The sequence below is a fragment of the Thauera sp. 28 genome (assembly GCF_000310145.2).
In the GTDB taxonomy this organism is placed as follows: Bacteria; Pseudomonadota; Gammaproteobacteria; order Burkholderiales; family Rhodocyclaceae; genus Thauera; species Thauera mechernichensis.
On sequence record NZ_AMXA01000002.1, the window covers coordinates 189,500 to 211,225 of the forward strand.

Genomic DNA, 21,726 nt, shown 5'->3' on the forward strand with positions numbered 1-21,726 from the left:
AGCCCCCATGAGCAGCGAAGAACTGAACTGGACCGCCGTGTGCAAGCTCGGCGACATCCTGCCCGGCACCGGCGTGTGCGCGCTCGTCGATGAGCGCCACGTCGCCGTTTTCCGCATCGGCGACGCCGGCGTCCATGCCATCGACAACATCGACCCACGCTCGGGCGCGAGCGTGCTGTCGCGCGGCCTGGTCGGCAACCTCGGCGAACACATCGTCGTCGCCTCGCCGCTGTACAAGAACCACTTCGACCTGCGCACCGGCGAATGCCTGGAGGCACCCGAGCACTCGGTGCGCGCGCACCACGTCAGGGTGTGCGGCGACGAGGTGTGGGTCGCGCTCGCCTGACGCGGCCTCAGCCGCGCTGGCGGCGAGCCTCGAACAGACAGATGCCGCTCGCCACCGAGACGTTCAGGCTCTCGACGCTGCCATGCATCGGGATGCGCGCAAGCTCGTCGCAGGTGTCGCGGGTGAGCCGGCGCAGGCCGTCGCCTTCGGCGCCGAGCACCCAGGCGACCGGCACCTTCTGGTCGATGTCGTAGAGCGTCTTGTCGGCCTCGCCGGCGGCACCGACCACCCACACGCCGGCCTCCTGCATCTCGCGCAGGGCACGCGCGAGGTTGGTGACGGTGATATAGGGAACGGTGTCGGCCGCACCGCTGGCGACCTTGACCGCGGTGGCGTTCAGCCCCACCGCGCGATCCTTGGGCGCCACCACCGCATGCGCCCCGGCAGCATCGGCCACGCGCAGGCAGGCGCCGAGGTTATGCGGGTCCTGCACACCGTCGAGCACCAGGATGAGCGCGTTCTCGTCCAGGCTGTCGAGCACGTCGGCGAGCTTGATGTCGCGCCGGGTGGCGTCCACCTTGGCCACCACGCCCTGGTGGCGGCGGGTGCCTACCAGGCCGTCGAGCTTGTCGCCCTCGGCCTGGCTGATGCGCACGCCGGCGGCCTCGGCCTGGACAAGGAACTTGCGCACACGCGCATCCTTGCGGTCGGCCGACAGATAGACCTCGAGCACCGCATCGGGCGCGTGGCGCAGCTTGGCGGAGACGGCATGGAAGCCGTAGATCAGCTTGGTGGGGGTGTTCTCAGGTGCTTTAGCCACGGTCGGTGCCCTTGGTGGTGGTCTTGCGGGCGGCACGTCGCGCCGGGGCCGCAGTCGGGGGCGCGGATTCTAACGCTTCGGCTGCAGGTGCGGCAGCGGGTTCGGCGACCGCCTTCTTCGCGCGCGTCTTGCGCGGCTTCGGTGCGACGGGCTCCGGGCTTGCAGGCGCGGCCACGGGGGCGGCGGCCGGCTCGGCGGCGGCCTTACTTGCCCGTGACTTGCGGGGCGCGGGCGCGACGACCGCCACCACAGTGACGGGCGCTTCGACAACCGGAGTGACGGCCGTCTTCTTCGCACGCGCGCTGCGGGGCTTGGGTTCGGCGGCCGGAGGCACGGCTGCGGCCTCGGGCACCTGCTCGGGCTCCGGGCGGGGAGCCACCTTCTTTGCGCGCGTGGTACGCGACTTTGGCGCAGCCGGATCGGTCACCGCCGGTTGCGCTTCGCCGACCTGCACGGGCGCGGCCTCGACAACTGGTTCGGTGGCGGGTTTCTTGGCACGCTTGCTGCGGACCTTGGGTTCGACGGTCTCCGCAGCCACGACCGACATCTCGATGGCAGGCGCAGACGCCGCCTCGCCCTTCTTCGCGCGCGGCTTGCGCACCCTCTTTCCTGCCTCGCCGCCGACCGCAACGGGCACGACATCGGCGGGCGTGACAGGCGTCTTCACCTCGACCGGCAGCGGGCCTTCGATGAGGCGGAAGTCGATCTTGTTGGTCGCCATGTCGACCCGCACGAGCTGCACCTTGACCCGGTCCGAGAGGCGGAACTGCTTGCCGGAGCGCTCACCCATCAGGGCGTGGCGCATCTCGTCGTAGTGGAAGTAGTCGCTGCCCAGGTCGGAGATGTGCAGCAGGCCCTCGATGAAGATGTCGTCGAGGGCGACGAAGAGGCCAAAGGGCACGACTGCCGACACACTGCCGGTGAACTCTTCGCCGACGCGATCCTGCATGAAGTAGCACTTGAGGAAGGCGACGACATCGCGGGTGGCATCGTCGGCGCGACGCTCGGTCATCGAGCAGTGCAGGCCGATCTGTTCCCAGTCTCCGGGGCGGTATTGCTCGCCCGCCAGCGCGGCCTTGATGCCGCGGTGGATCAGCAGGTCGGGATAACGCCGGATCGGCGAGGTGAAGTGGGTGTAGGACTCATAGGCGAGACCGAAGTGGCCGACGTTGTCGGGGCTGTACATCGCCTGCTTGAGCGAGCGCAGCATCACGGTCTGCAGCAACTGGGCGTCGGGACGGTCCTTGACCTGCTCGAGCAGCTTGGCGAAGTCGCTCGCGCGCGGCTCGTCGCCGCCGCCCAGGCCGAGGCCGAACTCCTTGAGGAACTCGCGCAGCTTGGCAAGCTTGTCCTCGGAGGGCGAGTCGTGCACCCGGTACAGCGCCGGGTGCTCGCGGCTGGCGAGGAAGTCGGACGCACACACGTTGGCAGCGAGCATGCACTCCTCGATCAGGCGGTGGGCATCGTTGCGCACCTCGGGCACGATCTGGGCGATCTTGCCGTTGTCGTCGAAGATCATCCGCGTCTCGGTGGTCTCGAAGTCGATCGCGCCGCGCTTGGCGCGCGCCTTGAGCAGCACACGGAAGAGCGTGTCGAGGTTCTCGAGATGGGGCAGCAGCGCGGCCAGCTCGGCGCGCACCGCCGGGTCCTTGTCGTACAGGGCGGCGGCGACCTTGTTGTAGGTCAGGCGCGCGTGCGACCAGATCACCGCGCGATAGAAGCGGTAGTTCTTGATTTCGCCAGTGGCCGAGATGTTCATGTCGGCCACCATGGCCAGGCGCTCGACCTGCGGGTTGAGCGAGCACAGGCCGTTGGAGAGCTTTTCCGGCAGCATCGGGATGACGCGACGCGGGAAGTACACCGAATTGCCGCGGTCGAAGGCATCCTTGTCGAGTGCGCTGGCGGCGTCGACGTAGTGCGAGACGTCGGCAATGGCGACGATCAGGCGATAGCCCTTGCCTTGGCGCTCGCAGTAAACCGCGTCGTCAAAGTCCTTGGCGGTCTCGCCGTCGATGGTGACCAGCGGCAGCTTGGTGAGGTCCTCGCGCCCGGCCCAGTCCTTCTTGCGCACCACATCAGGCAGCTTGCGCGTCTGCGCCTTGGCCTCGGACGAGAACTCGAAGGGCAGGTCGTGCTTGCGCAGCGCGATCTCGATCTCCATCCCCGGATCGGCGTAGTTGCCAAGGACCTCGACGATGCGGCCGATCGGCTGTGCGAACTTCGTGGGCTGCTCGACCAGTTCGACGGTGACGATCTGCCCGGCCTCGGGCTTCTTGCGCCCACCCGGCGCAACCAGGATGTCCTGGGCCAGGCGGCGGTTCTCGGGCACGACGATCATCACGCCGTGCTCGTTGATGACACGGCCCACCACGCGCTTGTTGGCACGCTCGAGCACCTCGACCAGCTTGCCCTCGGGCCGGCCACGACGATCCTGGCCGGCAATGCGTACGATGACGCGGTCGCCGTGCAGCAGCTCGCGCATTTCCTTGGGACCGAGGAAGATGTCCGGCTCACCGTCGTCACGACGCAGGAAGCCGAAGCCGTCGGGATGGCCCTCCACACGGCCGTTGATAAGGTCCACCTTGGCTGGCAGCAGGTAGGCGTCGCGGCGGTTGCGGATGATCTGGCCATCGCGCTCCATCGCACGCAGGCGACGGTCAAAGAAGTCGAGCTCGTGAGGCGCGACATCAAGTGCGGCGACGAGGTCGGCAAAGGACAGGGGCACGCCTCGCTCGGCCAGTACCTGCAGCACGTACTCACGGCTGGGCAGCGGATGCTCGTATTGCGCCAGCTCTCGGGCGTAGAAGGGGTCGGCCTGCCTGACCGCACTTGCGTGCACGGCGGCGGCCTTGCGTGCCGCACGGCTGCGCCCCGGCCCCTTGACGGGGCTGCCCGCCCCAGCGGGGTCGTGGCGGGGCGCTGCAGCCGGCTCCGTACCCCGCCGGGGCGCTTTCGTCGCCACCTTCGTCTTGCTTGATGCAGCACTGGCTCTGGACATCCCGCTCTGCGGAACAGCCTTGGCTGTCTTCTTCTTTTCGGTCTTTTTCGTTTTACGAGTCATTGACAATCTTCTTTTCATGCTTATAATGCGCGTCTTCTTGCCCAGATGGCGGAATTGGTAGACGCACTAGTTTCAGGTACTAGCGCCGCGAGGCGTGGAGGTTCGAGTCCTCTTCTGGGCACCAGTTTCACAGGAAAGCCGCTCTTCGGAGCGGCTTTTTTGTTTTTGCCGTCCGCGCAGCTCGCGATGACACGGCGCAACGAAAGACAGAGGACACGCCCGAGAGCCCAACGCTTGCCGCAAGGAGACTGCAGATGTTTTGCGTTTGCCTTGCCGCGAACTGTTTGCTATTATGCGCCTCCCTGCCCAGATGGCGGAATTGGTAGACGCACTAGTTTCAGGTACTAGCGCTGCGAGGCGTGGAGGTTCGAGTCCTCTTCTGGGCACCAGTTGCAGGGAAAAGCCGGCTGACAGCCGGCTTTTTTCGTTCACGGCGCCAGCACCGCCTGCCCGGAACATCGCGCCGTCGCGCACCAGAACAGTACGTGCAGCCAGGATGCCGGCAGGACGGCGCAGCGCGCCCCCCTGCCGGGTAGCGCAGAAATCAGGCGCCAAACGGATGACGGCGCAAGATGGTTTCGTCGCGCTCGGGGCCGGTCGAAATCACATCGATCGGGATCTCGCAGATCTCCTCGATGCGGTGCAGATAGGCACGCGCTTCCTGCGGCAGCGCATCCCAGCTCTGCGCACCGAAGGTCGTTCCGCTCCACCCCTTCATGGTCTCGTAGATGGGCTCGCAGCGCGTCACCTCTTCCGAGCCCATCGGCAGCAGGTCGATGCGCTTGCCGTCGAGCATGTAGCCGGTGCACAGCTTGAGTTCCTCGAGACCATCCAGGACGTCGAGCTTGGTGATGCACAAGCCAGTGACGCCATTGATGATGATCGAGCGCTTGAGTGCGGCAAGATCCAGCCAGCCACAACGGCGCTTGCGGCCCGTGACGGTACCGAACTCACGCCCCTTGGTCGACATCTGCTCGCCGGGCACGCCCTTGGTCTCGATGTCGAGCTCGGTCGGGAACGGGCCGCCGCCAACGCGGGTGCAGTAGGCCTTGGTGATGCCGAGCACGTAATGCAGGCGGCTGGGGCCCACACCCGAGCCGGCCGCAGCCTGGCCGGCCACGCAGTTGCTCGAGGTCACGAAGGGATAGGTGCCGTGGTCAATGTCGAGCAGCGTGCCTTGCGCGCCCTCGAACAGCAGCGAACCACCCGACTTGTTGATCGCGTAAAGCTCGGCCGACACATCGGCCACCATCGGCAGCAGCTCCTCGGCATCCGCCATGGCCTGGTCGTACACCGGCTGGAAGTCCACCGCCTCTGCACCCAGGTGCTGGGTGAGGACGAAGTTGTGGTATTCGAGGTTGGCCTTGAGCTTGGCCGCGAAACGCTCACGGTCGAACAGGTCGTACACCCGCAGCGCGCGGCGAGCGACCTTGTCCTCGTAGGTCGGGCCGATGCCCTTGCCGGTGGTGCCGATCTTGTCGTCGGCGGACTTGGCCGCCTCGCGCGCGCGATCGAGCGCGCTGTGGTAACCCAGGATCAGCGGGCAGCCCGGGCTGATGCGCAGGCGCTCGCGAACCTTGATACCACCCGCCTCGAGCGTGCGGATCTCGGACAGCAGATGATGCGCGTCGAGCACCACGCCATTGCCGATGAAACAGGCAACGCCTTCCCGTACGATGCCCGAGGGCACCAGATTGAGCTTGTACTCGTTCTGGCCGATCACCAGCGTGTGACCCGCATTGTGACCACCCTGGAAGCGGACCACGCCCTTGGCGTGATCGGTCAGCCAGTCAACGATCTTGCCCTTGCCTTCATCACCCCACTGGGTGCCGACGACGACGACGTTCTTTGCCATTTTCTTACTCTCCCTGTAACGGCACGACCGCCCAGCGATCGTCCCGCTTCACCAGTTGCCGGTCGCAGCCGGCCTCTTTCCATGTTCCTTCATGCCCAGGCAAGGCGCTCATGACGATCTCGCCACGCGCGCGCAAGTGCGCGATTGCCTCTGCCAGCCCGGCATCGCCTTCCAACGGCGCAAGCACACCGCCGGCCATCGCCGACGCGGCCGGCAGCCGCCACACCAGTTCGCGCAGGTCAAGACTGAAGCCGGTCGCTGGCCGCGCGCGACCAAAGGCCTCGCCCACGCGGTCGTAGCGCCCGCCGAGCGCGAGCGCCGCCGGCGAATCCGCACCGTATGCGGCAAAGACGACACCGCTGTGATAGTGATAGCCGCGCAGGTCGCCGAGATCGAAGCTGATCGGCAGGTCGGCAAGCGCGTCGGCCAGTTGCTGAAGTTCGCCGAGCAAGGCGCCGATACCCGCATCCTGCGGCAGGCGCGCACGCGCCTCGGCAAGCACCTCGGGGCCACCGTAAAGCGTTGGCAGGGCCAGCAGCGCCCCGCGCACCGGCTCGGCAACGTCGGCAAGCATGTTCTGCAGCTCGGGCACATCCTTGGCCTGCAGCAGATCGAAGAGCTCTTCCTCCCGCCCAGGCACCAGGCCCGCACGCGACGCCAGCGCGTGGAAGATGCCCACGTGACCGATGTCGATACGCGAGGCGGGCACCTCGGCCAGGCGCAGCACCTCCGCCAGCAGGCGCAGGATCTCGACATCGGCCTCGATCCCGGCGTGGCCGTAGAGTTCGGCACCGAGTTGCAGCGGCTCGCGCGTGGCGGTGAGCGTGGACGGCAGGGTGTGCAGCACGCTGCCGCAATAGCACAGGCGCGAAACGCCCTGGCGGTTGAGCAGATGCGCGTCGATGCGCGTTACCTGCGGCGTCATGTCGGCACGCACGCCCATCGTCCGCCCAGAGAGCTGGTCGACGAGCTTGAAGGTGCGCAGCTTGAGATCCTGCCCGGCCCCCGTGGTCAACGAATCCAGATACTCGAGCAGCGGCGGCATGACCAGCTGATAGCCGCGCACGCGGAAAGCGTCGAGCAGCCTGCGACGCAAGGTCTCGAGCTGGTGTGCGTCGGACGGCAGGGCGTCCTGGATGTGGTCGGGGAGTACCCAGCGCATGTGCGTGTCAGAGGAAGATGAATAGCAGGATCACCCCGACCAGCATGGAGGTCAGCCCGATGAAGCGGATCTGACCGTCGCCCATGCTGGCGAGACGCAAAAAAGTTTCGCGCCAGGCGGCTGGCGCGATGAACGGAAGGATGCCTTCGATGATGAGCATCAGCGCGAAGGCGATCAATAGCGAGCTACCCATGCGGGATCAGTTGCGCGAAGCGCCTCCCGAATCCTTCATGAAGCGGAAGAAGTCCGAACTCGGATCGACGACCATGACGTCTTCGCGACCGGCGAAACTGGCCCGATAGGCCTCCAGGCTGCGATAGAAGGAATAGAAGTCGGGGTTGCGCCCGAAGGCCTCGGCATAGATGGACGTTGCACGGGCATCACCCTCACCCATGATCTCCTGCGCGGAGCGATAGGCTTCGGCGACGATGACCTCGCGCTGGCGGTCGGCATCGGCGCGGATGCGCTCGGCCTCTGCCGCACCGAGGGAGCGCAGCTCGTTGGCGACGCGCTTGCGCTCGGCCTCCATTCGCCGATACACGGACTCGGAAACCTCGTTGGGCAGGTCGACCCGCTTCAGGCGCACGTCGACGATCTGCACGCCAATCGTGCGGGCGTCGCGGTCGGCTCGTTCGCGCATCTGTTCCATGATGCGGTCGCGTTCGCCGGAAACAACGTCATGCACCGTACGACGACCGAATTCCTCGCGCAGCCCGGCATTCACGGTCTGGTTCAGGCGCGTACGCGCCCGCGCTTCGTCACCCGCCACCGACTCGTAGTAGAGGCGCGGATCGACGATACGCCACTTGACGAAGTGGTCGACCAGCACGTTCTTCTTCTCGGACGTGATGAAGCGCTCCGGCTCCGGCGTATCCATGGTGAGGATGCGCTTGTCGAAGTAGCGCACGTTCTGGATGAAGGGCAGCTTGACGTTGAGGCCGGGCTCGGAGATGACCTCCTTGACCTCACCAAGCTGGAACACGATCGCATACTGGCGCTGGTCGACGGTAAACAGCGACATCGAGGCGATCATCACGGCGAGCAGCAGCACGCCGCCAATCAGGGACATCTTGTCACGCATCAACGCTCTCCCCGCTCACGAGTGAGTACGCCACCACGGGCGCGCGGATCCGTCGACGGCATCGGTGCGTTCGCACTGAGACCGGCCGCGGACTGGGAATCGGGCAGTGCCGCCGCAGGGTCACGACCACCGCTCTGCTGCATCAGCTTGTCGAGAGGCAGCAACATCAGGTTGCCATTGCCCTGGGCATCGATCATGACCTTCGAGGTGCTGGAAAACACCTGCTGCATGGTGTCGATATACAGGCGCTCGCGGGTCACGCCGGGCGCACGCTGGTACTCGGCCAGCACCTGACTGAAACGACTGGCTTCACCCTCGGCGTTGGCGACGACGCGGTCGCGGTAGGCATTCGCCTCCTCAACCAGTCGCGAGGCCGTACCACGGGCACGCGGCACGACGTCGTTGGCGTAGGCCTCACCCTCGTTCTTCTGCCGCTCACGGTCCTGACCGGCCTTGACCGCGTCGTCGAACGCGGCCTGCACCTGCTCCGGCGGCTGGGCGTTCTGCATGGTCACACGGCTGACCTGGATACCGGTCTGGTAGCGATCGAGGATGCGCTGCATCAGCTCGTGCGCCGTGGTGGCGATCTCCTCGCGCCCTTCGTACAGCACGAAGTCCATGCGGCTCTTGCCGACGATCTCGCGCATCGCGGTCTCGGCCGCCTGCGCGACAGCTTCATCCGGGAAGCGGTTGTTGAAGACGTAGTTCTCCGGTGCATTCAGCACCCACTGCACGGCAAACTGGATGTTGATGATGTTCTCATCGTCGGTGAGCATCAGCGACTCGCGCAGCACCTTGTTACGCTCGGAGCCACGGTAGCCCACCTCGACGGTACGCACCCCGGTCAGGTCGACGATCTCGTGCGTCTCGAATGGCGCCGGCAACCTCCAGCGCAAGCCGGGCTCGGTGGTCTCCACGTACTTGCCCAGGCGCAGCACGACGCCGCGCTGGTTCGCATCGACAGTGTAGAAACCGCTCGCCAGCCACACCAAGGCGACCAGCACGAGCAGCACGACCATGCCGCCGCCGAACTGCCGCGGCGACAAGCTCGGCATCTGCGGACCACTGCCGCCGCCGCTGCCACCACCATTGCCGTTGCCACGACTCGGGCGCTTGCCACCGAACATGCCCGTCAGGCGCTGATTGAAGTCGCGCCAGACCTCTTCGAGGTCGGGCGGTCCCTGATTGTTGCCGCGGTTGCGGTCACCGCGATTGTCGTCGTTGCGGTTGCCGTCATCGCGGCCGCGATCGCCGTCGCTTCCGCCCTGACCACCCCAGCGTGGGTCATTGAGTGACATGAGGATGCCTGTTATCACGATTGTTCTGACCGTTCGTCTGCCGCGCCGGTTGCCCGGCCGGCGTCGTCACCGAAGGTCTGCGAGGCTACTTCGGCGAGCGCATCGCGAAGCAGGTCGAGACCTTCCCCCGTTCGGGCGCTCAAAAAAATGCGCCTGAGTTTATCACAGTCGCCCCGCTCGACCGCCGCAGCGGCTCGGGTGAGGTCGATCTTGTTCCAGACCAGGATCTGCGGCACCTCGGCGGCACCGATCTCGGCCAGGACCTGGTTCACCGCCTCGATCTGGGCGTCGCGATCCTCGCTGGCCGAATCCACCACGTGAAGCAGCAGATCGGCCTGCGCAGTCTCTTCGAGCGTTGCCTGGAATGCCGCGACCAGCGCATGAGGCAGGTCGCGGATGAAGCCAACGGTGTCCGAGAGCACCACATTCGCTCCGCCTACGTAGAGACGTCGCGACGTGGTGTCCAGCGTGGCGAAGAGTTGGTCGGCCGCATAGGCCCCCGCCTTCGTCAGCGCATTGAACAGCGTCGACTTGCCCGCATTGGTGTAACCGACCAGAGAGACAGACAGAACGTCACGGCGTTCCCTGGCTCGTCGCCTGACCTTGCGTTGCTTCTCGATCAGCGCAAGACGCGTCTTGAGCATCTTGACGCGGTTGCCGAGCAGGCGACGGTCGGTCTCGAGCTGTTTCTCGCCCGGGCCTCGCAGGCCGATGCCGCCCTTCTGGCGCTCGAGGTGGGTCCAGCCGCGCACGAGCCGCGTCGCCAGGTGCTCGAGCTGAGCCAGTTCGACCTGGAGCTTGCCTTCATGGCTGCGTGCGCGTTGCGCGAAGATGTCGAGGATCAACGCCGTACGGTCGATGACCATGCACTGCAGTTCGCGCTCGAGATTGCGCTGCTGGGCGGGCGACAAGGCGTGATTGAACACCACGATGTCGCCTGCATTCGCACGCAGGGCCTCGGCGATCTCCTGCACCTTGCCGCTGCCGGCAAAGAGTTTGGGGTCGGGCGAGGCGCGCCTGCCCTGCACCACGCCCTCGACGCTGGCGCCCGCGCTACCGACCAGCAGCTTGAGCTCCGACAGGCGCTCTTCGATCGCACCCTGACCAAGGTCGAGCTGGACGAGTATGGCACGCTCGCCCGATGCCGGACGCTCAAACATGCATGCTCCCCGCGACCGTCATGCGCCGGCCGCAGCGCTTGGACACGGCTCTCAGTTGCTGCCCTCGTCCTGCTGGATGACCACGGGGCGGGCAGGCACGACGGTGGAGATGGCGTGCTTGTAGACCATCTGCGTCACAGTATTCTTGAGCAGAACGACGTACTGGTCGAAGGACTCGACCTGGCCCTGGAGCTTGATGCCATTGACGAGATAGATCGACACCGGAATGTGCTCGCGGCGCAGGGTATTGAGGAAGGGGTCTTGTAGAAGTTGCCCTTTGTTGCTCATCGTTGAACCTCTTTATATTGTGTTTATAAGAATGCGGGATTCTTGTTGCACTGCGGCATTGCAGTATGCAACGAAATCCGGGTGTGGAAAGCAGAAGTGCATCGAAAAAATGCTCAGGACCGCGTCGCGAACGGATTGTGCGTGGTGCGGAACTGGATGCGCAAGGGCGTGCCCTGAAGCTTGAACGCCTCCAGGAAGCAGCGTTCGAGGTAGCGCACGTAGGACGCCGGAATGTCATCGAGTGCATTGCCGTGAATGACGATCACCGGCGGGTTCATGCCCCCCTGATGCGCGTAGCGCATCTTTGGACGCGCCATGCCATGCCTTGGCGGGGCCTGGCGGGCGACGGCCTGCTGCAGGGTACGCGTCAGGCGCGGCGTCGCCAGGTTAGCGGTCGCCGCCGCATAGGCCGCATCGACCGATTTCAACAGGCCGTTGATGCCTTCGGCCTTGAGCGCCGAAATCTGGTGGAAACGCGCAAAGGACAGGAAGGCGAGCTTGCGTGCGATATCGGCCTTGAGGCGGTCGCGACGGTATTCATCGACCGCATCCCACTTGTTGATCGCCACCACCAGCGCGCGCCCGGCCTCGAGAGCGAAACCCGCGATGTGCGCATCCTGGTCGGAGATATCCTGCGCCGCATCGAGCACCAGCACGATGACGTTGGCCTCCTGGATGGCCTGCAGGGTCTTGATCACCGAGAACTTCTCGATCGCCTCGAACACCCTGCCCTTGCGCCGCAGGCCTGCGGTATCGATCAGGGTGTAGCGCCGGCCGGCGCGCTCGAAGGGGATCGCGATCGCGTCGCGCGTGGTGCCCGGCAGATCGAAGGCGATCACGCGCTCCTCACCGAGCAGCGTATTGACCAGGGTGGATTTGCCGACATTGGGGCGCCCGACGATGGCAACCTTGGGCCCTTCATCCTCGCGCGCCTCGATTTCCTCATCCACCGGGAAGGGGGCGAGCACGATGTCGACCAACTGCTTGACGCCGTCGCCATGAGCGGCGGATACCGGCAGCGGGTCACCCAGGCCGAGCGCGTGAAAATCGGCTGCGACCATGGCGCGATCGAGCCCCTCGGCCTTATTGACGACCAGGTGCACCGGGCGCCCGGCACGGCGCAGGCGCGCGGCGATGTTCTCGTCGTGCGGCGTGCGCCCGGCGCGGCCATCGACCAGGAACAGCAGCACGTCCGCTTCGGCAATCGCCTGCTCGGCCTGGCGCGCCATCTCGTGCATGATGCCGTCCTTGGCGACGGGATCGAAGCCGGCGGTATCGACCACAAGATAGTCGCGCTCGCCGACACGACCGATACCGTAATGGCGGTCGCGGGTCAGGCCGGGCTGGTCGGCGACCAGCGCATCGCGGGTGCGCGTCAGGCGGTTGAACAGGGTCGACTTGCCGACATTGGGGCGGCCGACCAGAACGATGGTGGGTTTCACTGAATCCTTGCCTCAGCGTACTTCGTACGCGGTAATGTCGCCGCCACTGCCCTGGACGACGAAGCCCCGGCCAAAGGCAACGGGATCGGCCTCGATCGGGCGGCTGCCGGCACGTTCGCGCGCGGCGAAGCGGCCGCTCTCGCGCTCGAGGGCATGGACGTAGCCCTCCAGGTCGCCCACGACCACATAGTCGCCGACGATGAGCGGACGCGACACCTTGCGGCGAGCGAGCGCGTCCTGTTTCCACACGCTTGCGCCACTGTAGGCATCGAGTGCATGCACGGCGTCGTTGTCGTCGGTGATCATGGCAAAGCGGGCGTCGCGGTCCATGCCCACGCTGCTGGAGAAATCGCGCGCCCACAGGGCGTTGCCATTGGTGCTGTCGAAGCAGGCCGCGCGCCCCTGGTAGCTCACCGCGCACACCTCGCGCCGCCCGACCACGGGCGTGCCGGCAACGTCGGCCACGCGTTCAAGCTCGGTGGCGCCACGCGGCATCGCAACGTTGAGCTCGGTGATCGCACCACCGTTGGCCGCATTGATGACGACCAGGCGGCCACCGGGGAAGCCGGCGAGCACCACCGCCCCTTCGAGCACCACACCGGAAAAGCTGCGCAGCGCCAGCGGCGGGTTGCTACGCTGGTACACCCACCTCCGGCTGCCATCGCGCGCGTCGAGCGCAATCAGGCGGTTGTCCGAAGCGCGCACGACAACGATCTCGAACCCCACTGCCGGCGGCGCGAGCACCTCGGCACCAACCGCCGCACGCCAGCGCTCGCTGCCGTTGGCAGCATCGAACGCGATCACCGTGCCGTCGGTCGCGACCACAACAACCTGGCGACCATCGGTACCGACACCCGCAGACAGGCGCTTGTCCGCCTGCACCCGCCACACCGCCGCGCCACCCTGGAAACGAGCGACATCGCCACGATGCGCTGCGGCATAGACGCTGTCGCTCCAGACCGCAGGCTGGAAACGGTAGATGCCTGCATCACCGATATCGGCACGCCACTGGCTGACGAGTTGCGCGCTCGGCTGGAGACTGACGAGCGGCGCGGGCTTTGCTGCCGAACTCGCAAAGGGATTGAGCGAAGAGCAGCCGGTGGCGAAGACCACTGCGGCGATGAGCGGAACAACACGCAGCGAAGACAGCTTCATCGATCAGACTCCAAGGGATTCAAGCTTGACACGCACGACCTCGCGCAGCGTGACGGCTTCGTCACCGTCGCCGGCAAGTGCGTCAATCGCGCCCTGATAGGCGGCACGGGCCTCGACCAGCTTGCCCTGCGCGGCCAGGATGTCACCGCGCAGGTCGTCGAAGCGGGCCTTGTAGGCCGCTGACGGTGCCGGCTGCAGGCGGGCAAGCGCGGCGTCCAGTTCCCCCTGTTGCAGCAGCACGGCCGCCAGTCGAAGGCGCGCGAGATCGCGCAGCGCAGGGTCCTTGCCCTTGTCCGCTGCCCACTCGAGAGGCGCGCGGGCATTGACCAGGTCGCCCGCTTCGAACTGCAGCGCGGCAGACAACAGGGCGCCCAGCTGCGCACTCACCGTCCCTGGATACTCGCCGATCAAGCGCCCCGCAGCCTCACGCGCCTTGTGCGCATCCTGCTGCTCGGCAGCCTGCTGCACGGCGTAGTAAAGCCCGCCGGCGGCAACTGCACTGCGGTTCTGGTACCACTGCCAGCCCTGCCAGCCGACCGAAGCCACCGCGGCAGCCACGGCAAGGGCGACGACCAGATTGCCGTACTGCGCCCACCACGCCTTGAGCTCGGAAATCTGCTCCTGCTCTTCGAGATCGTATACCGCCATCATTGACCCTCTTGTACTGATTCGTCGGAATACAGCAGCGCCGCCATCGCCTCGGGCAGGGCCTCGAGGCTGACACGCAATTGCACACCGCCACCGCGCAGCGGCTTGAGGCCAACCTCGCCTGCGGCAGCCTCCTCTTCGCCGATGACCACCGCGACCGGCGCTGCACTGGCATCGGCCTTCTTCATCTGCGACTTGAAGCTGCCGCCGCCACAATGCATGAGCGCCGCGAAGCCATGCTCGCGCAAGGATTCTGCCGCCCGCATCGCCAGGCGCTGCGCAGCCTCGCCGACACTGACGACATAGGCGTCGGGCGCAGCACGCTCGCTCTCGCCACCGCAGGCCTGCCATAGCAGCAACAGGCGCTCGATGCCGATGGCGAAGCCAGCCGCAGGCTGCGGCTTGGCACCGAGTTGCGCAAACAGACCATCATACCGTCCGCCGGCGCAGATCGTGCCCTGCGCGCCCAGCCGCGTGGTCACCCACTCGAAGACGGTGCGGTTGTAGTAGTCCAGCCCGCGCACCAGGCGATGGTTGATGCGGAACGGGATACCTGCATCCTTGAGGAAGACCTGAACAGCCTCGAAGTGCGCCTTGGATTCGTCGCCCAGGTAGTCGGCAAGCCTGGGCGCGCCCTCGACGATGGCCTGCAGCTCAGGGTTCTTGGTGTCGAGGATGCGCAGCGGATTGGTGTGCAGGCGGCGCTTGCCATCCTCGTCGAGCTTGTCCTGATGCTGCTCGAGATAGGCAATGAGTGCCGCGCGGTGCTGCGCGCGCTCTTCGGGAGCGCCGAGCGAATTGATCTCGAGCGCGACATCCTCCAGGCCGAGGTCGTCCCACAGGCGAGCGCACATCAGGATCAACTCGGCATCGGTGTCGGCACCGGCGAAACCCAGCGCTTCGACGCCGATCTGGTGGAACTGGCGGTAGCGCCCCTTCTGCGGACGCTCGTGACGGAACATCGGGCCGTAGTAATAGAGACGCTGCGGGCCGCCCGCGGCGATCAGGCTGTGCTGGATGGCCGCACGCACGCAGGACGCCGTACCCTCGGGGCGCAGTGTCAGGTGCTCGCCGTTCAGGGCGTCCTCGAAGGAGTACATCTCCTTTTCGACGATATCGGTGACCTCGCCGATCGCGCGCTTGAACAGCGGTGTCGGCTCGACCAGCGGCATGCGGATGGGCCGGTAGCCGTAGCTCTGCAGCCAGTCGCGCACGATGTTCTCGAAGTACTCCCAGGTTTCGGCGTCGTCGGGCAGGATGTCGTTCATCCCGCGCACGGCCTGCAAGGTCTGGCTCATGAATGCGTGGTCTTTGCGTTATTGCGTTGTTGCGCTTTTGCGCGCTCGTTATGGTTTGCGGCTGAGGCTGGCGGCCCGGCCGGGCGCCTTTCAGCCGCCCTTCCTGACGTATTTCGTGGCCACGTATTCGTCGACGATGGCCTTGAACTCGGCACCGATGTTGTCACCGCGCAGGGTCACCACCTTCTCGCCGTCGACATACACCGGTGCAGCCGGGGTTTCACCCGTGCCGGGCAGGGAAATGCCGATGTTGGCATGCTTGCTCTCGCCCGGACCATTCACCACGCAGCCCATCACCGCCAGCGTCATGTTCTCGACTCCGTCGTACTGCTCGCGCCAGACCGGCATCTGCGCACGCACGTAGTCCTGGATGCCCGAGGCGAGTTCCTGGAAGAACGTGCTGGTGGTACGTCCGCAACCGGGGCACGCGGTGACCATGGGAGTGAACGCGCGCAGCCCCATGGTCTGCAGGATCTCCTGCGCGACCACGACCTCCTGCGTGCGACTGCCGCCTGGCTCGGGAGTGAGCGAGATGCGGATGGTGTCGCCGATGCCCTCCTGCAGCAGCACCGCGAGCGCGGCCGTGGAGCCCACGATGCCCTTGCTGCCCATGCCGGCCTCGGTCAGGCCCAGGTGCAGGGCGTAGTCGCTGCGCCGCGCCAGTTCGCGATACACCGCGATCAGATCCTGCACGCTCGAAACCTTGGCCGACAGGATGATGCGCTCGCGCCCCAGGCCGTACTCCTCGGCCTTGGCAGCGGACTCCAGCGCGGAGACCACGAGCGCCTCGCGCATCACGGCTCCCGCGTCGCGCGGTTCGGCGCGACTGGCATTCTCATCCATGATGCGCGCGAGCACGGATTGGTCGAGACTGCCCCAGTTGACACCGATGCGTACCGGTTTGTCGTAGCGGCAGGCGAGCTCCACGATCGCAGCGAACTGAGGGTCACGCTTGCTGCCCGCGCCCACGTTGCCGGGGTTGATGCGGAACTTCGCGAGCGCCTCGGCGCAAGCCGGAAAATCGGTGAGGAGCTTGTGGCCGTTGTAATGGAAGTCGCCAACGAGCGGCACATCCATGTTCAGCGCCAGCAGGCGGTCGCGGATATGCGGCACGGCCTTCGCGGCGGCCTCGTTGTTGACCGTGATACGCACGATCTCCGATCCCGCGCGTGCGAGCTCGGCGACCTGCATCGCCGTGGCGAGCACATCAGCAGTATCGGTATTGGTCATCGACTGCACGACGACCGGTGCGTCGCCACCGACTCGGACCTTGCCGACAATGACCTGGCGCGTATTGTGGCGAGCCAGCGGGCAAGCGGGAATGGGCATCTGTTCTTGATTCATGACTGGGAAAGCACTCAACGCAAGGTCAGACGGGCAACCGAGCCACGGACATGCTTCGCGAGGTCGACCGGCTGACCATCGAACTCGAGATTGACGCTGCTGGCATTGCCAACGACCAAGACGAACGGGGGCGTACCCTGGACCGTACGCGAACTGCCCGCACGATTGGTGCCCGAATGCAGGATGCTGCCGGAAGCGTCACGCACCTCGACCCAGGAGTCCGCACCGAAGCGAAACACCAGTTGCCTGCCCGCGCCGTCAGCTGCGGCCTCGGGCGCGGCTGACGGCGCAGGCGCCGCCTCGGCCTGGACGCTGCCATCACCGCCCGCAGCGGCAGTGCCTGCCGTCGGTTCGCTGACGGCGGCAGGCGCCGCACTATCCTCCGAGCCACCATTCGCCTCGGCAGCCGCAGCCTCCTCGGCTGCCGGAGGCTCTACCGCAGGCGGACTGATTGGCTGCATCGGCGCCTGGACAAATGCAGGGACCGCCTCGCTGGTGTCGTCGCCAGCGGTGGTCGCCGGCTCGGTCTGGAACCAGTCGAAATACCAGCCCGCCAGAACGAGCGCGACCAGCACCACCACGACAGCGCCAAGCGGAAAGCTCGCACGCCGCGAACCGGATCCACTCGGCAGGTCGCCATCGGCGTTGCTAATGGGCGCAAGGTCGGGCGAGCCGGCAACCGAAGCGTGCTGCAAGCTGTCGAGCAGGGGCGCGGCATCCACGCCCACGTAGCGCGCGTAATTGCGGATGAAGCCGCGCACGAAGGCCATGCCGGGCAGCGCAGCGAAGTCGTCACGTTCGAGGGCTTCGATCTGCCGCGGGCGCAGCTTGAGGGCAAAGGCGACCTCGTGCACCGACTCACCCCGTGCTTCGCGCGCACGGCGCAGCCGCGTGCCCGCAGACGCTGCCGCCTCGGCTGCGGCATCGGGCCGAACGGATTGATCTGGCTGCTGGCTGCTCACTCGTACTGTCCTTGGATCATCAGTTGATACTCACTGGAATTGCCGAAGCGGCTGCCCAGTTGCGAGGCATAGCTCGCCTCGGCATCTCGATTGCCGAGCCGGCGCTCGGTGCGCAGACCGAGCCAGGCCGACGCGGCGGTCGGCCCCTGCTGCTGGTGCAGTCGGATCAGATGCGTACGCGCCTGCTCCAGCCGTCCGCCGCGATAGGCAATATCGGCGAGGTGGAAAAGCGCGAGGCCGTTCTGTGGGTCGACCTGCAGTGCACGCTGGAACTGCAGCTCGGCGCCGGCATCGTCCTTGCGCCGCAGCTCGCACAGGCCCGCGTTCGTCAGCGGCCGGCCAGGGTAGCGGTAATAAGGGTTGCGCGCAGCCATCGCGAGCCGCTCGAGCCCCTCGCTTTCCTTGCCCTGCAGACACAGGAACCAACCATAGCTATTGTTGAAATCCGGATCTCCCGGCGCTATGCGCAGGGCGCGCTCGAAGTTGTCCCGCGCCGCCGCCAGCTCATCGACCAGCATGTAGGCGAGGCCCAGCAGGTGGAAGGCCGGGGCATAGTTGGGGCTGTCCTGAAGTGCGATCCTGGCTTCGTCGAGCGCAACGTCGTAGCGCCCGACCTCGAAGTACGCCATGCCCAACTCGACATGGACATGAGCCCGCGCCTCCTCGGGTGTAGCCGGCGTAACATCCGACAGCGGCCGGCTCGCGGCCGCGGAATCGAACGCCGAGCCGCCAGGGACCGTCGCACACCCGGCCAGCAGCGCAGCCGCCACTGCTGCGGCAGTTAGCAGCGGACGATGTCTCATCTTCGTTCCTCCGTGATCTGCGTCAGACGCACCGTGCGCCGAGTTCTGTCCTGGACCTGGCCTGCGAGCTGGCCACAGGCCGCATCAACATCGTCGCCGCGCGTCTTGCGCGTGGTGGTGACAATGCCAGCGTCAATCAGGATACCGGCAAAACGGCGGATACGTTCCGCCGGCGAGCGCTCGAAGCCCGAGTTCGGGAATGGATTGAAGGGAATCAAATTGAACTTGCACGGTGTGTCACGCACGAGTGCAAGCAGCTCGCGCGCATGCGCATCGCTGTCATTGACGCCGTCGAGCATCACGTACTCGAAGGTCACGAAGTCGCGCGGCGCACGCTCGAGGTAGCGCTGACAGGCCGCCATCAGCTCGCGCAGCGGGTATTTCTGGTTGATCGGGACGAGACGGTCGCGCAATGCGTCGTTGGACGCGTGCAGCGACACCGCGAGCGCCACCGGGCACTCCTCGCGCAAGCGGTCCATGGCCGGCACGATGCCCGATGTCGACACCGTAACGCGGCGGCGCGACAAGCCGTAGGCGTGATCGTCGAGCATCAGGCGCAACGCGGTGACGACATTGTCGAAGTTGGCCAGCGGCTCGCCCATGCCCATCATCACCACATTGCTGATGATGCGACCATTGTCCTTGTCACCGGCTTCGAGTTCCTGCACGGACTCACTCGCATCGGCCCTGGCGGCGCCCAGCAGCTTGTTGGCCAGCCACAGCTGGCCAACGATTTCCGCCGCACTCAGGTTGCGGTTGAATCCCTGTTTGCCGGTTGAGCAGAACGCGCAATCGAGCGCGCAGCCCGCTTGCGACGACACGCACAGCGTGCCGCGGTTGGTCTCGGGGATGAACACGGTCTCGACCGCATTGGCGTTGCCAACGTCGAGCAGCCACTTGCGCGTACCGTCGGCCGAGATCGAATCGCGCACCGGTACCGGCGGGCGGATCGTGGCGATCTCCTTGAGCTTGGCGCGCAGGGACTTGGCGACGTCGGTCATCGCATCGAAGTCGTCGCAGCCCTCGCGATGCATCCAGCGCATCACCTGGCGGGCGCGAAAAGGCTTCTCGCCCAGCCCGGCGAACCAGGCGACGAGGCCATCGACATCGAAGTCAAGCAGATTGACCGGCTTGGAAGTGCTCATGCCTGAAACCACACCTTATGGCAGCAGCGGCCTCAAATCGCAGGCCGCCCGTAATGCAAACGGCCCGCACACGCCGCATGCGGTGCGGGACGCACCGCGAAGCGTGCGCGACGGGCCGTTGGTACGGACCGCTCAGCGCGAGTAAACGTTCATGCCCGGGAAGAAGAAAGCCACTTCCACGGCAGCCGTCTCGGGAGCGTCGGAGCCGTGCACGGCATTGGCGTCGATCGAATCGGCGAAATCTGCGCGGATGGTGCCCTTGTCGGCCTTCTTCGGGTCGGTGGCGCCCATCAGCTCACGGTTCTTGGCGATGGCGTTCTCACCCTCGAGGCACTGGATCATCACCGGGCCGGAGGTCATGAAGGACACCAGATCCTTGAAGAAGGGACGCTCCTTGTGCACGGCGTAGAACTGGCCGGCTTCCTGCTCGGACAGGTGCACCATCTTGGCGGCGATGATCTTGAGACCGGCCGCTTCGAAGCGGGCGTAGATCTGGCCGATCACGTTCTTGGCGACGGCGTCGGGCTTGATGATGGACAGGGTGCGTTCGATTGCCATGGATAACTCCGGGACTGTGCTTGGTTAAAGCGGAAAGTTTGGAAAAAGCGCAAGATTTTAGCAGGTTTCGTGTGACACCGATGCGTCCGGCGAGTGCCGCAGTGACAGCGGCTGCGCAGACAGCACCATCGACACCGCGGATCAGTGCCCCGAAGAATCGAAGCCCGTCTCACGATGAATCGCACGGATCAGCTCGCTGCCAATGCGCCCCTCCATCGTCCTGTGCACAGGGATCAACGCCCTCTTGAACGCCGCCTTCTCCTGTGCGCTCGGCTCGTAGATCTCGGTAGTGCCGGCGGCGCGTACAGCCTCGAGCGCCCTGTCGTTCTCTTCCTTGGCGATACGGTTGGCGTAAGCCGTCGATTCGGCCATGGCACGCTCCAACCGAACCCGGACATCGGCCGGCAGGCGGTCCCAGAAGCGCTTGTTGGCGATCACCGCATAGCCCAGATAGCCATGCTCGGTCAGGGTCACATGCTTCTGCACTTCGTGCATGTTCTGGGTGAAGAGATTCGAGTGCGGATTCTCCGTGCCATCCACCACGCCTGCACGCAAGGCCGGATAGACCTCCGAAAAAGCCATCGCCAACGGTAGTGCTCCGAGCGCACGCATCTGTTCGTCGAGCACCTTGGACGACTGGATCCGCATCGTCTTGCCACGCAGGTCCTCAGGGCGGCGGATCGGCGAGTTGGCGGAGAATGACTTGAAGCCGTTGTCCCAGAATGCCAGCCCCTTGATCCCCCGCGCCTCGAGCCGGGACAGCAGTTGCTGGCCCAGCGGCCCCTGAGTGACCTTGTTCAAGGCCTCATAGCCGTCAAAAATGTAAGGCAGGTCGAACACCTCGAATTCGCGCATTCCGAGCTGGCCGAACTTCGCCAGCGACGGCGCCAGCAGCTGGACCGCGCCAAGCTGAAGCGCCTCCATTTCCTCCTTGTCCTTGTACAGACTGCTGTTGGCATGGACCTCGACGATGACCGCTCCCTCGGTGTAGCGCTCGGCGAGCTCCTTGAACTTCTCAGCGGCCTTGCCCTTGGGCGTGTCCGCGGCCACGACGTGGCTGAAGCGGATGACGACAGGATCCGCAGCCGAAACTGCGGCCGACAATCCGAACGCAAGCACGCCAAGTAAAACTGCACGCAAACCCATCTCACCTCCTCCATTCGCACACCCGGACGCGTCGAGCAGTACAAGCAGGTCGTGCACCTGATCCGATCCGCGTGGACACTTCGTGCCGGACATCCACTTCTTGCACCGCCTTGCCGCCTGCTATTGTGGGAGCCTGACACCGCGCCGCCGCGCCTTTCCTGCTGCACCGCACCCAGCCCGATGACTCAAGCGCCCTCAACTCGACACGCCCCCA

Annotated in this window: 20 protein-coding genes and 2 tRNA genes; 3 read left to right on the forward strand and 19 right to left on the reverse strand. The window is 65.8% G+C overall.

Features of this window, described 5'->3' with window-relative positions; translation table 11 throughout:
• The first annotated feature begins 7 nt into the window (after positions 1–7).
• Entirely contained in the window at positions 8–346 is a 339-nt protein-coding gene (nirD, locus tag C662_RS02865; RefSeq protein WP_002924747.1) for a nitrite reductase small subunit NirD, read from the forward strand.
• A 7-nt stretch (positions 347–353) separates the two neighbouring features.
• On the opposite strand, the gene rlmB is transcribed toward nirD, so the two are convergent.
• Together rlmB and rnr are read right to left on the reverse strand one after the other, a co-directional pair.
• Positions 354–1,106 carry a 23S rRNA (guanosine(2251)-2'-O)-methyltransferase RlmB gene (gene rlmB, locus C662_RS02870; protein WP_002924750.1) on the reverse strand — a complete coding sequence of 251 codons (753 nt, stop codon included), beginning with the start codon at positions 1,104–1,106 and terminating at the stop codon, positions 354–356.
• On the reverse strand, positions 1,099–3,945 hold the full coding sequence (gene rnr, locus C662_RS02875) for a ribonuclease R (RefSeq protein ID WP_002924752.1): 2,847 nt from the start codon (positions 3,943–3,945) through the stop codon (positions 1,099–1,101). Before rnr ends, rlmB begins: the two co-directional genes overlap by 8 nt.
• A gap of 261 nt (positions 3,946–4,206) precedes the next feature.
• Between rnr and C662_RS02880 the strand changes: the two genes are divergently transcribed.
• Both C662_RS02880 and C662_RS02885 read left to right on the forward strand, forming a co-directional pair.
• Positions 4,207–4,291: transfer RNA gene (locus tag C662_RS02880), tRNA-Leu, on the forward strand.
• Positions 4,292–4,471: 180 nt separating this feature from the next.
• Positions 4,472–4,556: transfer RNA gene (locus C662_RS02885), tRNA-Leu, on the forward strand.
• Between the two features lie 155 nt (positions 4,557–4,711).
• Here the strand turns inward: C662_RS02885 and C662_RS02890 are convergent.
• The 17 genes from C662_RS02890 to C662_RS02970 all read right to left on the reverse strand — a co-directional run bounded on the left by C662_RS02890 (position 4,712) and on the right by C662_RS02970 (position 21,512).
• Positions 4,712–6,022: an adenylosuccinate synthase gene (locus C662_RS02890; RefSeq protein ID WP_002924754.1), complete on the reverse strand. Its 1,311-nt coding sequence runs from the start codon at positions 6,020–6,022 to the stop codon at positions 4,712–4,714.
• A gap of 4 nt (positions 6,023–6,026) precedes the next feature.
• A complete protein-coding gene (locus C662_RS02895; protein ID WP_002924764.1) occupies positions 6,027–7,184 on the reverse strand; it encodes an ATP phosphoribosyltransferase regulatory subunit in 1,158 nt (385 codons plus the stop codon).
• A gap of 7 nt (positions 7,185–7,191) precedes the next feature.
• Positions 7,192–7,377 carry a DUF2065 domain-containing protein gene (locus C662_RS02900; RefSeq protein ID WP_002924765.1) on the reverse strand — a complete coding sequence of 62 codons (186 nt, stop codon included), beginning with the start codon at positions 7,375–7,377 and terminating at the stop codon, positions 7,192–7,194.
• A 6-nt stretch (positions 7,378–7,383) separates the two neighbouring features.
• On the reverse strand, positions 7,384–8,265 hold the full coding sequence (gene hflC / locus C662_RS02905) for a protease modulator HflC (protein WP_002924766.1): 882 nt from the start codon (positions 8,263–8,265) through the stop codon (positions 7,384–7,386).
• A complete protein-coding gene (gene hflK / locus C662_RS02910; protein ID WP_002924767.1) occupies positions 8,265–9,563 on the reverse strand; it encodes an FtsH protease activity modulator HflK in 1,299 nt (432 codons plus the stop codon). The genes hflC and hflK overlap by 1 nt, the downstream gene beginning before the upstream one ends.
• 14 nt (positions 9,564–9,577) lie before the next feature.
• On the reverse strand, positions 9,578–10,723 hold the full coding sequence (gene hflX, locus C662_RS02915) for a ribosome rescue GTPase HflX (RefSeq protein ID WP_002924768.1): 1,146 nt from the start codon (positions 10,721–10,723) through the stop codon (positions 9,578–9,580).
• 51 nt (positions 10,724–10,774) lie between these two features.
• Positions 10,775–11,011: an RNA chaperone Hfq gene (hfq, locus tag C662_RS02920; RefSeq protein WP_002924769.1), complete on the reverse strand. Its 237-nt coding sequence runs from the start codon at positions 11,009–11,011 to the stop codon at positions 10,775–10,777.
• A gap of 113 nt (positions 11,012–11,124) precedes the next feature.
• On the reverse strand, positions 11,125–12,453 hold the full coding sequence (gene der, locus C662_RS02925; protein WP_002924771.1) for a ribosome biogenesis GTPase Der: 1,329 nt from the start codon (positions 12,451–12,453) through the stop codon (positions 11,125–11,127).
• Between the two features lie 12 nt (positions 12,454–12,465).
• Positions 12,466–13,608 (reverse strand): outer membrane protein assembly factor BamB, encoded by a 1,143-nt coding sequence (bamB, locus tag C662_RS02930; RefSeq protein WP_002924773.1) that lies wholly within the window; start codon positions 13,606–13,608, stop codon positions 12,466–12,468.
• A 3-nt stretch (positions 13,609–13,611) separates the two neighbouring features.
• Entirely contained in the window at positions 13,612–14,256 is a 645-nt protein-coding gene (locus tag C662_RS02935) for a tetratricopeptide repeat protein (RefSeq protein ID WP_002924774.1), read from the reverse strand.
• A complete protein-coding gene (gene hisS, locus C662_RS02940; RefSeq protein WP_002924775.1) occupies positions 14,256–15,554 on the reverse strand; it encodes a histidine--tRNA ligase in 1,299 nt (432 codons plus the stop codon). Before hisS ends, C662_RS02935 begins: the two co-directional genes overlap by 1 nt.
• A gap of 90 nt (positions 15,555–15,644) precedes the next feature.
• Entirely contained in the window at positions 15,645–16,898 is a 1,254-nt protein-coding gene (gene ispG, locus C662_RS02945) for a flavodoxin-dependent (E)-4-hydroxy-3-methylbut-2-enyl-diphosphate synthase (RefSeq protein WP_002924776.1), read from the reverse strand.
• Between the two features lie 14 nt (positions 16,899–16,912).
• The gene (locus tag C662_RS02950; RefSeq protein WP_002924777.1) at positions 16,913–17,860 is read right to left on the reverse strand and encodes a helix-turn-helix domain-containing protein; all 948 of its coding nucleotides are present in this window, start codon (positions 17,858–17,860) and stop codon (positions 16,913–16,915) included.
• Positions 17,857–18,663, reverse strand: a complete 807-nt coding sequence (pilW, locus tag C662_RS02955) for a type IV pilus biogenesis/stability protein PilW (RefSeq protein WP_083485725.1) — start codon at positions 18,661–18,663, stop codon at positions 17,857–17,859. Before pilW ends, C662_RS02950 begins: the two co-directional genes overlap by 4 nt.
• The gene (gene rlmN / locus C662_RS02960) at positions 18,660–19,808 is read right to left on the reverse strand and encodes a 23S rRNA (adenine(2503)-C(2))-methyltransferase RlmN (protein ID WP_002924779.1); all 1,149 of its coding nucleotides are present in this window, start codon (positions 19,806–19,808) and stop codon (positions 18,660–18,662) included. The genes pilW and rlmN overlap by 4 nt, the downstream gene beginning before the upstream one ends.
• A gap of 132 nt (positions 19,809–19,940) precedes the next feature.
• Complete coding sequence (gene ndk, locus C662_RS02965) at positions 19,941–20,366, reverse strand: nucleoside-diphosphate kinase (protein WP_002924781.1); 426 nt, start codon at positions 20,364–20,366, stop codon at positions 19,941–19,943.
• A 141-nt stretch (positions 20,367–20,507) separates the two neighbouring features.
• Entirely contained in the window at positions 20,508–21,512 is a 1,005-nt protein-coding gene (locus tag C662_RS02970) for a TRAP transporter substrate-binding protein (protein ID WP_002924783.1), read from the reverse strand.
• Positions 21,513–21,726 lie beyond the last annotated feature (214 nt).

What these genes read in the sequence shown, in the direction of transcription:
- nirD (WP_002924747.1), top strand. Translation starts at nt 8, where the DNA reads ATGAGCAGCGAAGAACTGAACTGGACCGCCGTGTGCAAGCTCGGCGAC.
- C662_RS02890 (WP_002924754.1), bottom strand. Translation starts at nt 6,022, where the DNA reads ATGGCAAAGAACGTCGTCGTCGTCGGCACCCAGTGGGGTGATGAAGGC.
- C662_RS02895 (WP_002924764.1), bottom strand. Translation starts at nt 7,184, where the DNA reads ATGCGCTGGGTACTCCCCGACCACATCCAGGACGCCCTGCCGTCCGAC.
- C662_RS02900 (WP_002924765.1), bottom strand. Translation starts at nt 7,377, where the DNA reads ATGGGTAGCTCGCTATTGATCGCCTTCGCGCTGATGCTCATCATCGAA.
- hflC (WP_002924766.1), bottom strand. Translation starts at nt 8,265, where the DNA reads ATGCGTGACAAGATGTCCCTGATTGGCGGCGTGCTGCTGCTCGCCGTG.
- hflK (WP_002924767.1), bottom strand. Translation starts at nt 9,563, where the DNA reads ATGTCACTCAATGACCCACGCTGGGGTGGTCAGGGCGGAAGCGACGGC.
- hflX (WP_002924768.1), bottom strand. Translation starts at nt 10,723, where the DNA reads ATGTTTGAGCGTCCGGCATCGGGCGAGCGTGCCATACTCGTCCAGCTC.
- hfq (WP_002924769.1), bottom strand. Translation starts at nt 11,011, where the DNA reads ATGAGCAACAAAGGGCAACTTCTACAAGACCCCTTCCTCAATACCCTG.
- bamB (WP_002924773.1), bottom strand. Translation starts at nt 13,608, where the DNA reads ATGAAGCTGTCTTCGCTGCGTGTTGTTCCGCTCATCGCCGCAGTGGTC.
- C662_RS02935 (WP_002924774.1), bottom strand. Translation starts at nt 14,256, where the DNA reads ATGGCGGTATACGATCTCGAAGAGCAGGAGCAGATTTCCGAGCTCAAG.
- hisS (WP_002924775.1), bottom strand. Translation starts at nt 15,554, where the DNA reads ATGAGCCAGACCTTGCAGGCCGTGCGCGGGATGAACGACATCCTGCCC.
- ispG (WP_002924776.1), bottom strand. Translation starts at nt 16,898, where the DNA reads ATGAATCAAGAACAGATGCCCATTCCCGCTTGCCCGCTGGCTCGCCAC.
- pilW (WP_083485725.1), bottom strand. Translation starts at nt 18,663, where the DNA reads ATGAGACATCGTCCGCTGCTAACTGCCGCAGCAGTGGCGGCTGCGCTG.
- rlmN (WP_002924779.1), bottom strand. Translation starts at nt 19,808, where the DNA reads ATGAGCACTTCCAAGCCGGTCAATCTGCTTGACTTCGATGTCGATGGC.
- ndk (WP_002924781.1), bottom strand. Translation starts at nt 20,366, where the DNA reads ATGGCAATCGAACGCACCCTGTCCATCATCAAGCCCGACGCCGTCGCC.
- C662_RS02970 (WP_002924783.1), bottom strand. Translation starts at nt 21,512, where the DNA reads ATGGGTTTGCGTGCAGTTTTACTTGGCGTGCTTGCGTTCGGATTGTCG.